8 protein-coding genes are annotated in these 13,031 nt (G+C 64.2%); 3 read left to right on the top strand and 5 right to left on the bottom strand.

Features of this window, described 5'->3' with window-relative positions; all coding sequences use genetic code 11:
* Window positions 1-107 precede the first annotated feature (107 nt).
* Window positions 108-4,223, top strand: a complete 4,116-nt coding sequence (locus JJE66_RS05630; RefSeq protein WP_200513100.1) for a GAF domain-containing protein — start codon at window positions 108-110, stop codon at window positions 4,221-4,223.
* 12 nt (window positions 4,224-4,235) lie between these two features.
* Here the strand turns inward: JJE66_RS05630 and galE are convergent, their stop codons facing one another.
* From galE to JJE66_RS38400, 4 genes are all read right to left on the bottom strand, one after another.
* Window positions 4,236-5,228 (bottom strand): UDP-glucose 4-epimerase GalE, encoded by a 993-nt coding sequence (gene galE, locus JJE66_RS05625; protein WP_200513099.1) that lies wholly within the window; start codon window positions 5,226-5,228, stop codon window positions 4,236-4,238.
* A 16-nt stretch (window positions 5,229-5,244) separates the two neighbouring features.
* Entirely contained in the window at window positions 5,245-6,051 is an 807-nt protein-coding gene (locus JJE66_RS05620) for a WecB/TagA/CpsF family glycosyltransferase (protein WP_200513098.1), read from the bottom strand.
* Window positions 6,044-8,326: an exopolysaccharide transport family protein gene (locus JJE66_RS05615; protein WP_200513097.1), complete on the bottom strand. Its 2,283-nt coding sequence runs from the start codon at window positions 8,324-8,326 to the stop codon at window positions 6,044-6,046. Before JJE66_RS05615 ends, JJE66_RS05620 begins: the two co-directional genes overlap by 8 nt.
* Window positions 8,327-8,676: 350 nt before the next feature.
* The gene (locus JJE66_RS38400; protein WP_311979827.1) at window positions 8,677-9,237 is read right to left on the bottom strand and encodes an acyltransferase; all 561 of its coding nucleotides are present in this window, start codon (window positions 9,235-9,237) and stop codon (window positions 8,677-8,679) included.
* A 472-nt stretch (window positions 9,238-9,709) separates the two neighbouring features.
* Here JJE66_RS38400 and JJE66_RS05605 point away from each other — a divergent pair, with 472 nt between their 5' ends.
* Window positions 9,710-10,738 (top strand): glycosyltransferase family 2 protein, encoded by a 1,029-nt coding sequence (locus JJE66_RS05605; RefSeq protein WP_200513095.1) that lies wholly within the window; start codon window positions 9,710-9,712, stop codon window positions 10,736-10,738.
* Between the two features lie 21 nt (window positions 10,739-10,759).
* Here the strand turns inward: JJE66_RS05605 and JJE66_RS05600 are convergent, their stop codons facing one another.
* Window positions 10,760-11,713 (bottom strand): glycosyltransferase, encoded by a 954-nt coding sequence (locus tag JJE66_RS05600; protein WP_200515276.1) that lies wholly within the window; start codon window positions 11,711-11,713, stop codon window positions 10,760-10,762.
* Between the two features lie 250 nt (window positions 11,714-11,963).
* On the opposite strand from JJE66_RS05600, the gene JJE66_RS05595 reads away from it, so the two are divergent.
* Complete coding sequence (locus tag JJE66_RS05595) at window positions 11,964-13,031, top strand: glycosyltransferase (protein WP_200513094.1); 1,068 nt, start codon at window positions 11,964-11,966, stop codon at window positions 13,029-13,031.

Genomic DNA, 13,031 nt, shown 5'->3' with positions numbered 1-13,031 from the left:
GTTCACTCTGATTGGCGGTTTCCACCGCGCAATAACGACCACTTAGGCGATGGCCATTCATAAAGTCACCCGGGAGAAATAGGCAGAAATGCCCGGGAGTTAAGATCGTGCAGACGACCCTCGCGCGCACCTTTGCAGCGTTGAGTGCCATCAACGAAGCGATCCTCTACGCGAAATCGCCGGACGAGCTGTACCAGAAGGTCTGCGACGCCGGGTTTTCGAGTGGGGACTTCATGGCCGTCGCCGTGTTCCTGCTGGAGCCGGACGGCCCTCGGTTGCGCTTTGCCGCCGGCTGTGGCGACGACGTGGCGCGCCTGCGCGCGATCGAGATTACCACCGAAGCCGGCGTGCCCGAGGGCTCGGGCGTCGGCGGCGAGGCGTTTCGTAACCAGAAGCTCTGCATCAGCAACGACTATTTGAACGACCCACGCTCGCAGGCGTGGCGTGTGGGCGCGGCCAAGGCGAATATCGGCGCGGCCGCGGCACTACCGCTCTCTTGCAACGGCAAGAGCGTCGGTGTTCTGTTCGTGACGCGCAGCGAGGCCGGCTCGCTGAGTGCCGAGATGGTGTCGCTGTTCGAGCGCATGTCGGCCAACATTTCCTACGCCCTGGACAATTTCGCGCGCGAGACCGCTCGGCAGACCGGCGAGCGCGCGACGCGCCGGCTCAACCGCATGTTCGGCGCTCTGAGCGCCACCAACGAAGCGATCCTGTACGCCAAGACCGAACTGGGCATGTACCAGCGTGTCTGCGATGCGGCGGTCCATAGCGGCAAATCGCTTGCCACTTTCATCCTGCTGCGCGAGCCGAATTCGCATTGGTTGACGCCGGTCGCCGCGACCGGACAAAACCTCGATCTGATCAGACAGGCGCGCTATTCGATCGATCCGGACAACCGCTATGGCAAGGGCATTTCCGGCCAGGTCTTCCGAACGCAAAAGCCGATCGTCGAGGACGATCTCGCCCGCCGCACCAGGGGAACGGCCTGGGAGAAGGCCAACGTCAACGCCGGGGCGGTCGCTTGCGTTGCGACACCGCTGATCAAGCGCGGAGCCAGTGTCGGAGTGATCTTCTTCTTCGTCGGAAAGTCGTGGGCGAAGGACGAAGAGGTCGTCGCGCTCCTGCTGCGCATTACGGAAAACGTTTCCTTCGCGGCCGAGAGCTTCGATCGCGACGAGGAGAAGGCGTTGATCGCTGCCGAAGAGGAGCGCCTGGCGCGGATGTATGCCGCTCTCAGCGAAACCAACGAGGCTATCATGCGCGCGCGGTCGCGCGCCGAGCTGTTCGATCTGGTCTGCGAGGCTTCGGTGCACGGCGCCAAGTTCGGCTCGACCACCATTGCGCTCGCCGATCAGGGCGACGAACTGCTCCGGGTCGTCGCCAGTGCCGGCCCGAACGCCAGGGAGATGCGCAGCCTTCTATTCGTCACGACGGAGAAGGTCGCCGAAGGGAGGGGCCTGACCGGAACCGCGTTCCGAACCAGGCAGCCCTGTGTCAGCAACGACCTCCTGGTCGAGGAGCGCTGCAGGCCCTGGCAGGAAAGCATCCACCGCACCGGGATCAAATCCTCGGCTGTGTTGCCGCTGCTCAATGGCGAGCGTGCGGAGGGCGTGTTCATCTTCAACTCGCTTGAAGTGGGCACATTCACCCCTGAACTGCTCCAACTGCTGGACCGACTGGCCAAGAATGTGTCCTTCGCCCTTGAGAGTCTCGATCGTGCCGAGCAGAAAGCCCGTGCCGAAAAGCAGAAGGATCGGCTTAGCGGCATGTTCCAGGCACTCAGCGCCACCAACGAAGCCATCATGCGGGCCAAGACCCGCGAGGAACTGTTTGAAGTGGCGTGCCAAGCGGCGGTGCTGGGCGGCGTGTTTGGCTCAGCGACGATAGGCATCATGGATTCCGATCGCGAGTTCGTTCGGGTCGTGGCCGCGAAAGGACGCATGCACGAACGGATGTTGGGCCGGGCCTGCACAGTCTCGGCCGACCACCCAGAAGGCCAGAGCCTGATCGGGATGTCGTTGCGCTCGCGGCAGCCCTGTGTGATGAACGATTATCTGAACGATCCGCGATCCGAATACTGGCGCGCCAGGGCGACCGAGGACGGCACGCTTGCCGCGGCAAGCTTCCCGCTGCTGCGCGCCGGGCGGGAGTCCATCGGCATCCTGTTGTTCCTGGCGCCCGAGAAGGATACGTTCACGCCCGACCTCGTCGAACTGCTTGGACGGCTGGCGGAGAACGTTTCTTTTGCGCTCGACAATTTCGACCGCGCCGAAGAGAAGGCTCGAACCGACGCGCAGAAGGAGCGGCTGACGCGCATGTTCGCAGCGCTGAGCGCCACCAACGAGGCGATCATGCGTGCCAAATCGCGCGCCGAGCTGTTCGACCTCGTCTGTCTCGCTGCATCGAACGGCGCCAAATTCAACTCGACGACCATTGCGCTCGCGAAGGCCGGCAGCGACCAGCTCGAGATCGTGGCTGCTGCCGGGCCGTCCGCCGACACCACGCGCAACGTTCGTCTCTCCATCGACCCCGAACGTCCCGACGGGCGGGGCATGAGCGGCACGGCCTTCCGCACCCGTCAGCCGTGCATCAGCAACGACTATCTCAATGACGACCGCGTCCGCGCCTTCCACGCCGTCGTCCGCGTCGACGGCGCGCGGTCGGGCGCGGCCTTCCCGCTGGTCGCGCACGAGCAGGCCGTCGGCGTCATGATCTACATGTCGACCGAGTCTGGCACTTTCACGGACGAGTTCGTCGAGCTGTTGCAGCGTCTCGCCGAAAACGTCTCGTTTGCAATGGAGAATTTCGATCGCGCCGATGAGAAAAACAAGGCCGATGAGCGGATCGAGTATCTCGCCTCGCACGACAGCCTGACCGATCTGCCGAATCGCGAGACGTTCAACAGCCTGCTGCGCACGGCGATCGATACGGCACAGCGCCATGACCACCGCTTCGCGGTGCTGTTCATCGATCTCGACCGCTTCAAGGTCATCAACGATTCGCTGGGCCACGAGGCCGGTGACCTGCTGCTGCTCGAAGTGGCCGCCCGCCTGCGACGCGCGCTGCGGGCAGGCGACGTGGTGGCGCGCCTCGGCGGCGACGAGTTCGTGGTGATCCTCGACCAGTGCGGCGAGATCGACGACGTCCAGCGCATCGCCAGCGGACTGCTCACGGCGCTCGCCGAGCCCATGGAGCTCGCCGGCCATGAGTGCCACACCACGGCCTCGATCGGCATTGCGATGTATCCGGCCAACGGTGCCGACGCCCAGACGCTGACCAAGAACGCCGACATGGCGATGTATCTCGCCAAGGAAGACGGCAAGAACGGCTATCGCTTCTTCTCCAAGGAAGTGAAAACGCAGTCGATTGAACGGCTGTCGCTCGAAAGCGCGCTGCGTCGGGCGCTGGAGCGCGAGCAGTTCTCGCTGAACTACCAGCCCAAGGTCGACATGGAAACCGGCCAGATCACCGGCGTGGAAGCGCTGTTGCGCTGGAACCATCCCGATCTCGGCAATGTCTCGCCGGCGCAGTTCATTCCGCTTGCGGAGGAGACCGGCCTGATCGTGCCGATTGGTCGCTGGGTGGTGAGGGAGGCCTGCGCGCAGGCGATGGCCTGGCAGCGCCGTGGTCTGTTGCCGGTGTCGATGGCGGTCAATTTGTCCCCGCGGCAGTTTGCCGACGAGCATCTGTTGCAGGACGTCGACGAGGCGCTGGCAGCCTCCGGCATGTCGCCGGTGCTGCTCCAGCTCGAGGTCACCGAGAGCATGATGATGCGCAATGTCGGACGCGCGCTGAAAGTGCTCGACGCCATTCAGAGCCGCGGCATCCGCCTTGCCATCGACGATTTCGGCACCGGCTATTCGTCGATGTCGCTGATGAAGCATTTCCCGATCGACACCATCAAGATCGACCGCTCGTTCGTGCGCGACCTGCCGCATGATTCGGAGGACCAGGCGATCGCGCAGGCGATCATCAGCATGGGCAAAGCGCTCGGCATGACCGTGGTCGCCGAGGGCGTCGAGAACGCCGAGCAGGAGGTCTTCCTGCGCACCCATGGCTGCGACGAGATGCAGGGCTTCCTGATCGCCAAGCCGCTGCCGGCGAAGCAGATGGCCGAGTTGCTGCGGCCGATGGAGCTGCCCGTTGCGCCGCCGCTTCAGCCGGAGGCGGATCCGGCCTTGGACGAAACCGTGGCGCAACGGCTGAAACGCGCTGTCGTCTGACGGCAGCGTTGCCTAACGCGGCTTCAGCGGATGCGCCTTCTGGTGCCAGGCCCAGGCGGTCCGGATCACGGTCGACAGGTCGGAATGGCGCGGCACGAAGTCCAGCACTTTTCGCGCAGCCGAGGGGTCGGCGACGAGATAGGTCGGATCGCCGGCGCGGCGCGGCTTGACGGTGTGCGGCACTTCGCGTCCGGTTTCCTGCCTGATGGCGGTAAGGATCTCGCGCACCGAGAAACCCGAGCCGGTGCCGAGATTGAAGCTGCCACCGGCATGTCCCGCTTCCAGGAGCTTCAATGCCGCGACATGCGCTGCGGCAAGGTCGGTGACGTGGATGTAGTCACGGATCGCGGTGCCGTCGGGGGTGTCGTAATCGTCGCCGAACACGGCGAATTCGACATGGCCCTGCAACGCCATCATGGCGCGCGGAATGAGATGCGTCTCGTTGTCACGCAATTCGCCGATGCCACCGGCGGGATCGGCGCCGCTGGCATTGAAATAACGCAGGCAGAATGCGCCGAAGCCGTAAGCTGCGCGATAGTCGGCGAGCATGCGCTCGATCATCCATTTCGAAGCACCGTAGGGATTGATCGGCGCGCAGGGAAAGTCTTCCGGCAGTTCCTTGGAATCGGCGTTGCCGTAGACCGCGCCGGTCGAGGAGAACACGATGCGGTGACAGCCCGCGTTGCGCATCGCCTGCAACAGCGACAGCGTGCCCTGCACATTGTTGATGTAATATTTCTGCGGGTCGGTCATGGACTCGCCGACGAGGCTCGCTGCCGCGAAATGCATCACCGCGGTAACCTTGTGGTCGGCAAAGGCGCGCGCCAGCGTTGCGCCATCGAGCAGATCGCCCGTGACGAGTTCCCCGGACACGAAATTGCGATGACCTGTCGAGAGATTGTCATAAACGACGGGCCGAAAGCCGGCAGCGGCCAGAGCGCGGCAGGCGTGCGAGCCAATATAGCCCGCGCCTCCTGTGACGAGGACTGTCGGTCGATCGGTCATCGTTTGTCTACTCTTCTCAGCGATTGAAGGGCCGGTTGCGGCTGAAGAGAAGATAGATCGCGCGGGGGTTGGTGGTCAAATAGCGCCACAACAGGCGGCGCGGCTCCAGCCAGGTGCGCCAGGCCCATTCGAGCCCGATTCTCTGCATCCATTGCGGCGCCCGAGAGCGGCTGCCCGACAGGAAGTTGAAAAGGCCGCCTGACGTCTTGATGACGCCGACATTGGTCAGCAGCGGCGTGTATTCCTTAACGAAGGCCTGCTCGGATGGCACGCCGAGTGCGACCCACAGGAAATCCGGCGCGAGAGCGTTGATCTCCTCCACCTTGGCCCGCAGTGCGTCGCGTTGGAGATAGCCATGGCTATATCCGACGATCTTGAGCTTCGGATACATGTTCTGGACTTTTTTCACCGCCGCGGCGTTCTCTTCCTCACTCGCGCCGAGCATGTAAAAGCTGCGGCCGGCGACTTCCGCCTTGCGCGCGACGACATGGAACAGGTCCGTGGTGGCAACGCGCTCGGGGAGCGGAAACCAGGATTGCAGTCTCGACACCGCGACCAGAGGCTGGCCGTCAGCATTGATCAGATCGGCGGCACGGAACAGGCGCTCGGTCTGCGGCTCCGTCGAGCAGCGCGCCAGCACCTCGCCATTGGCCGAGGTCAGGTACAACGGACGACCGATGCGGTGACGCGGATCGGTCGCCTCCATCATGAAATCGGCGGTCGCTTCCATGTCGAGCGCGGCCATGCGAAGGCCGCCGACGGTAATGCGTGGCACCTCTGCGGTCGCGGCCCGACCGTCCAGATTGACGCGGCGCTCAAGCATATTGTTTGCCTCGCTGGCGCGCTTGGGTTGCGGGGGTGAGCTCGTCGAGCACGACGCCGACGAGCTTGCGCTGGGCACCGCCGAGCGCGGCCAGGATCTCTTCCATGCTGTCGTTGATGTCGAGGCTGGTCGGCAGCACCGCCACCAGAGCATCGGTGCTTTCGAGCAATTTACGGCCGGCGGCGGAGAGCGGCATCGCGGGGCCGTCGAGAATGACGAGGTCATAGCCGCCCGCCGCGCGCGCCTGCGCGATCGTCTTGCGGATGGCGTCAGCGGCCTTACCGGCATCGGTTTCCGCGGCCGGCAGCACCGAAATGCCGTTGACGGTCTTGATCTCGCGCGCGGCCTTGCTGCCGATCGATAGCCAGCCGAGCTTGCCGGGTTCGCTCTTGGCGGGGCGGTTGACCTTGCTTGAGAGCGCATGCGCGTGATGGTCGGCGTCGATCATCAGCACACGGCTGCCGTCGCGGGCCGCCGCCAGTGCAAAATTCAGCGCGGTCACGCTGCGTCCGGTGGTGTCGCCGGCGCCGACCAGGGCCATCACCGGCAGGGTCTTGCCGCCGGCACGACGAGCCATCGCCGCGCGCATGTCGCGCAAGGCGTTGAGCAGCCTCGTCAGCGGAAATCCGGGACGCAGCGTCGGCCAGCCGACGCGCGTCAGATCGACGCCGCCGCCGGTGGCTAGAATGGCGCCGAGCGTGCGGATCACGTCGGCCTCCTGGAGCCTGGCGATCAGGGGCTTCTCGACCAACGAAAGCACTGGCGGAGGCGCCTCGGCTTCCAGCTTCGGTCTCGAAACGTCCGGTGCGGACGTGCGTTCGCGACGACTTGGCTCGGGGGCAGTCGCGCCGACGAACAGATGCTCGGCGGCCACGAACCAGCAGGCGGCGGCCAGCCCGCCGAAGATGAAGCCGATCATGGCGAACAGGCTCATCGCCGGCGGGAACGAGCGACGCTGCGGTACCGTCGCTTCGCCGATGACACGGGCGGCCGAGGTGTTCAGGGTCTCCTGCTCTTCGGTCTCGCGCGAGCGCTTGAGGAAGGATTGATAGACGTCGCGGCTGGCATCGGCCTCGCGCTCGAGTTCGCGCAGGCGCACGGCAGCCTGGCTCAACTGGACGCTCTGCCGTTTCTGCACCTCCAGCGCCCTGTTGAGCGAGGCCTCATAGTCGCGGGCGCGCGTCAAATCATTCTTGGCGGATTGGGCGAAGCGGTCGATCTCCTCGCTGATGGTGCGCTTGAGATCCTCGACCTGCTTCTCGGTCTGGCGCAGCGCCGGATGGCGCGGTCCGAGTTCGGCGGTCTGCTCCGCATATTTCTTGCGGGCATCGGCATATTGCGCGCGCAGGTTTGCGATCGTCGGCGATTGCAGCGCTTCGGGGATCGCGCCGGCATCCGCGGCGGTACGCTTGTTCGCCTCGATCTGGTCCAGGCGGGCCTGTGCGTCCATCGTCGCGGCGCGGGCCGCGGATAGCCGCTGGTTGCTGGAGGAGAGCTGCTGGTCGCTGATCAGCGCGTCCTGCGTGCCGACGAAATTATTCTGCGCTTTGTAGGTGGCAAGCGTGGTCTCGGCGTTACGCAGCCGTTCGCGCAGCTCCTTCAGTCGGCCGGACAATTCGCTGGTGGCGCGACGGGCCGCCAGGGCCTGCGAATTGCGCGAGTCCGTGAGGTAGGTGTTGGTCAGCGTGTTGGCGAGCATCGCCGCCTTGGCCGGATCGGTCGACCAGATCTCGATGTCGACGATGAAGCTCTTGTCGCCCTTTCGGATCGTGATGTGCTTGTTCAGCGCGTCGAGGGCCGCAAGCTGCACGTCCTTGATGTCAGCCGCCGACGGCGCGCGCGGCTGAAAGCCGATCAGGCCCAGCAGCGACGTCATCAAGGTCCTGGCATCGCCGCTGCCGCCGAATTCGGGATCCTTGTCGAGACTGGCCTGCTGGATCACCTGGAGCAGCACGCCGTTGGATGTGATCAGGCGCGCCTGGCTCTCGATCACCATCGACATGCCGGATAGGTCTTGCGCGCGCGGTGTGAGCTCGCGATCGACGAGCTGAAGCTCGCGCGGATCGACATAGAGCTGGGCGGTCGCGGTGTAGCGGGGTGTCAGGCTCTTGCCGATCGTGACGGCAAGGCAGGCGCCGAACAGGGCGGCGGCGGCAATCGCAATCTTGCGCCGCCACAGCAGGTTGACGAGCTCCAGCACGTTGAAGCCGGCCTCGGACCTCCGCTGTGGGGGCTCTGGTCTGGCCCGATCTATCGGCTGGTTATAGTCAAGCATAGTCCCCAGCTTCCATTCCAACTGCCGCGGGCTGAGGGGTTACTCTTCGCTTTACGCCACGCACCGGGTATATAGGCGCAATCAACGCAACAGGGAAAATTAACCATACTCATTGAGGGACTATTCACCGAAATGGCAAACAAAGCGTTTAAGCTCATGCTGCTGTTTGCCGCGTCGTTGTGAAGCTTTCGGCGCCTCGGTCCCGTAGTGATTAACAGTTCGTTACCGTGCGTGCTTCGTGGCGCGCGCATGTGGCTTTGCAGGGTCACGGCGCGCCTGCGCGCGTAGTGCTTGAACTTGTCCACCCGACTCCTGCGTTTCGATGGCATCATTCCCGCGCCCATGCCCGCCTATTCGTCGTCGCGGAACTGCTTGACGATAGCCGCCGGGTTTCCGGCGACGACCACGCGCGGGGGGACGTCCTCACGGACGACCGTTCCGGCGCCCACAACGGAGTCGTCGCCGATCGTTACTCCCTTGAGCACGATCGAGCGCGCGCCTATCCAGACATTGTCACCGATGTGTACCGGCGCGACGGTCCGAGGAACCAAGGGCTCGTGTCGAAGCCGCGGGGAAAGGTTATGAAAGGCAGTGTCGGCGATGTCGCAGTCGCTGATCAAGCAGAACGAGCCGATATCGACCTTTTGTTCGCAGCCGATCCAGCAGCCGTTGAGCAAGGTGTCGTTGCCGACCGTCACTTGGCCACGCCCGGTGATGAGCACGCGCTTGCCGATCCGGCAGTTCGCGCCGATCGACACCCGCACGCCGCGACCGAGCACCAGCCGACCCGTGAACACAGTCCCAGGTCCAAGCTGGAGCCGGCGCCCGTACCGCATCGTGAGCCACGCGCGCCGATAGGCGAAGAGCAGGAGCGCACCGGCTCGTAGCACCGGGTTCTCGATCTTGCGCACCACATTCGCTCCTGGTCCTTGCGGCGCTCCGCGCCTCTCACGCCGGCTCGAGTCGAGATCGTATCGGCATCGCGATAGTGCGTGTCATTCCGACCGCGCTTATTCGACTCAAATTTACAGGAAAAATCTCTCGTTCGCGAAGAGCAAATCCAATGCCGCGTGCCCTCACCGAGTGCGGTGCTTACGGCTGGGTTAATTCGAACATGCGTTAACTAAGGCATTGCCCATGTCGCGCCGTCGGTGGGCGATGGACTGCAATTTGCAGGACCGCTCGTGCGGCAATTCGCAGGGAAAACACGCGAAAAGGTAAGCGCATGACAGGATGCGTCAAAGCGAGAACATTAGCGTTGCGGTGCAGTCTAAGCGCCGAAGCAAGCCGTTCATTTTGGGACGTATCTGTCCCGCGCGGGCGTGTCGTCCTGAGACAATGCGCGCAAGGCTTTCTCAATATGTCTCAGCCATCTAGAAGGCCATGACGCTGATCCCGACAGATTTGTCCGCCAGCCGGATCTCGGATGCCGTGCGAGACTCCAACCGGGAGATCGCGGCGAGCTCGCGCGTCATTGATCTCTCGGTCGGCATCGTCGTCTGCATTCCCTGCTTCCGCCGCCCCCAGCATCTGCGGCTGACGCTTGACTCGCTGGTCAATCAGCGCACTCCGCGCTCCTTCGCGGTGGTCATGGTCGAGAACGACGCGGCGGGACGTGCGAGCGCCCCGGTGGCCGCGGAATATCTCGCTGCCGGAAAGCTCCAGGGCGTCTGCTTGGTCGAGAAGCGGCAGGGCAATTGCCAGGCGATCAACGCCGCGTTCGAGACGGCGCAGGCGCTGTTTCCCGCCGCAACCCGCTTCCTGATGATCGACGACGACGAGATCGCTTCGCCCGATTGGCTTGAGCTGATGGTCCGTACTGCGGAGGCGACCGCCGCCGACGTGGTCGGCGGACCGGTGCTGCCAGTGTTCGACGACGACAGCCAGCCCTGGCTCGCGCGTCATCCGGCCTTCTGCCCCACTTACGATTACACCGGTGCGGTGCCGCTGATCTATGGCTGTGGCAATTGCCTGATCACGCGCGGAACGTTCGAGCGGCTCGGCAGTCCCGCCTTCGATCTGCGTTTCAATTTCCTTGGCGGTGGCGACTGCGATTTCTTCAATCGCTGCCGTGATGCCGGTCTAAATTTCTACTGGACGGCAGAGGCCGTCATCACCGAGACGGTGCCGCAGAGCCGCAGCAGTCCGGGGTGGATCGCAAAGCGTAGCCTGCGCATTGGCGTGATCAACTACAGTGTGCAGGTCAAGGCCGCGCGGAGCGCGGCGGCGCGGATGGGTCTGTTTGCACAGACGTTGGCGCGGTTGCCGCTGTCGTTGGCGCGCTCGGCTCGCCTGCTGGCATCATCGAAAGCGGTCGTCGCCATGCACCCTATGCTGATGGCTGTCGGTTCTGCGCTTGCGGCTCTTGGTTACGATCCGAAGCCTTATGAGGCCTCGAAGATCGTTTCCTGACGCGTTTGAGCCGAACCGCCGCTAGATACCAAGATAGGAAAGAGCCATCTTGGCCGCGGACCGCAGCATCGCCTTGAGTGAGCGCCGGCCGACCATGCCAAGATAAGCCAGCGCGTCGCGATATCTTCCGAAGCGGACCGCTTGCGTCGCCGCATAGGTTACGAGATGGATTTCGGCAGCTTGCCGTAGCCGGGGCGCCGTGCCCGGTGGCAGCTTACCCAGGACTAGCGGATCGTTGAACACGCGTGCGACAGCCGGGAAGAAATCCTGCGGCGTTCGCACCGCCGCATTCATCGTGTTGGCCGTGTGCAGGCGGTAGTCGAGCAGAAGTTTCGGAACGTAAGCGAACTCGCCGAGCGCGGCGAGGCGGCACCAGCAATGCCAGTCCTCGCAATAGCGGAGCGAGACGTCGAAGCCACCGGTTGCGCGGAAGGCGTAGGCGCGAACCAGCATGATGCCGCCGTTGACGATAAAGTTTCCGCCGGCGAGACGTTCCAGCACGTTGCCGGATGGTTTTTGGCGGCCCTTCAGCACGGCGCGGCGGCCGCTCGCGCGCCCTTCGCTGTCGATCGTGTTGTAGTCGCCATAGACCAGAACCGCGTGCGGGGCGGCCTTGGCTGCCACCAGCAGCGTCCTCACCGCGTCGGGCCGCAGACGATCATCGGCATCGAGGAACATCAGCCAGTCGCCGCGCGCGCTGCGTGCGCCGAGGTTGCGCGCGGCCGACACGCCGCTGGCGTCGTTGGTCATCAGGCGCAGCCGCGGATCGCGAATGGAACGGACGATCGCCACGGTGTCGTCAGTCGAGCCGTCGTCCACGACGATGATCTCGGTGACGTCGGCCTGCGCCAGCGCGCTGTCGATGGTTTCGTCGATATAGGCCGAGGCATTTTTCGCGGGGATAACCACCGAGACGACAGGCGACATCGCGCGCGCATTCCTCGCCGCGGGCACGGCGGTCGGTGCATCGAGCATGGCGTCGGCGAGGGGCAAGCGATGGCTCGTCGTGTTTAACGATCTGTTAACCGGCGGCTTGTCGAAGGCGGCAACCCGGCCGCCGCGGATGATACCCCATATGGCGATCAAATCGTTGTTGCGAAGGCCGCCGCCCCGTCGGTTTCGTAGATTAGCGTTAAGCCTGTGGCATTAAGTCTGTCGCAGCTTTCAAGAGGTGCGGCAGCCGGTCTCATGCGAGACTACAGGCCCGATGCCGCGGATGGACCCGGTGCCCGCAAAGACATTTGATTACGATTCCGACGCCATGATCCTCAACCTGTTCTACGAGGACAAGGACGATCGCTGGTTTCCCGGCGACCGGCATCTGCGACGCATGGCGCGCAAGATGTTGTTTGGCGAGCCGCGCATGAGCGGACAGCTGCGCGTGTTCCTCAATCTCTGCGCAGGGCTCGACCGGCTCGGCATCCGCTACCGCGTCAACGACTACGGCCACATCGCAGAGCATCCCGGCGAACTCGCCTGCATCATCGGCCGCACCTTCCTGCTCGACAAATTCGCGTGGAAGAACCCGATCCTGCTTGGCGTTGCCGCGTATAATCATCCACTCGACGACCCTGACCTGTTCAAGCGGCTGCCGGTCAGGAAGGTCGTGGTGCCCGGCCCATGGTACGCCGACATGTACCGGCCCTATTGGCCGGAGACGGAAGCCTGGCCCGTCGGCATCGACACCGATCTATGGGCGCCGTCGCGCCCGCGCGACAAGACCGTCGACGTCCTGCTTTACGACAAGGTCAGCTGGGATCGCGAGCGCTACGTCCCGGAGCTGGTCGAGCCGGTTCGCGCGCGGCTGGTCAAGGAAGGCCGCTCGTTCACCGAGCTGCGTTACGGCAGCTACAAGGAGGAAGACTATCAGGCAGCGCTGGCGCGCTCGCGCGCGATGATCTTCCTGTGCCAGAACGAGAGCCAGGGCATTGCCTATCAGCAGGCCCTGTCCAGCGGCGTGCCGGTGCTCGCCTGGGATCCCGGCGGTCCCTGGCCGGATCCCGACTATTATCCGCATCGGGTCAAGTTCGAGCCGGTGTCATCGGTGCCCTATTGGGACGACCGCTGCGGGCTCAAATTCACCGATCGCGCCGGCTTCGAGGACTGCTGGACCGATTTCTGGTCGGGCTGCACCGCGGGCAAATTCGATCCGCGCGGCTACATCCTGGACAATCTGACGCTGGAGCAGCGCGCGCTGCAATATTACGAGATCGCGCGCAGCGTCGCACGGCAGAGCCAGGTTCCTGCCGCCTCCGGCATGCTGGTTGACGGATGGTTAACGGGGATGGGCTAG

This window comes from Bradyrhizobium diazoefficiens (genome assembly GCF_016612535.1).
Lineage (GTDB): Bacteria > Pseudomonadota > Alphaproteobacteria > Rhizobiales > Xanthobacteraceae > Bradyrhizobium > Bradyrhizobium diazoefficiens_C.
Note: the sequence above shows the minus strand (reverse complement) of the source record. Positions and strands in the feature narration are given on the sequence as shown.

Bases quoted from the DNA above. Each gene is read 5' to 3' on its own strand.
- galE (WP_200513099.1), bottom strand. From the start codon at position 5,228: ATGACCGATCGACCGACAGTCCTCGTCACAGGAGGCGCGGGCTATATT.
- JJE66_RS05620 (WP_200513098.1), bottom strand. From the start codon at position 6,051: ATGCTTGAGCGCCGCGTCAATCTGGACGGTCGGGCCGCGACCGCAGAG.
- JJE66_RS05615 (WP_200513097.1), bottom strand. From the start codon at position 8,326: ATGCTTGACTATAACCAGCCGATAGATCGGGCCAGACCAGAGCCCCCA.
- JJE66_RS05605 (WP_200513095.1), top strand. From the start codon at position 9,710: ATGACGCTGATCCCGACAGATTTGTCCGCCAGCCGGATCTCGGATGCC.
- JJE66_RS05600 (WP_200515276.1), bottom strand. From the start codon at position 11,713: ATGCTCGATGCACCGACCGCCGTGCCCGCGGCGAGGAATGCGCGCGCG.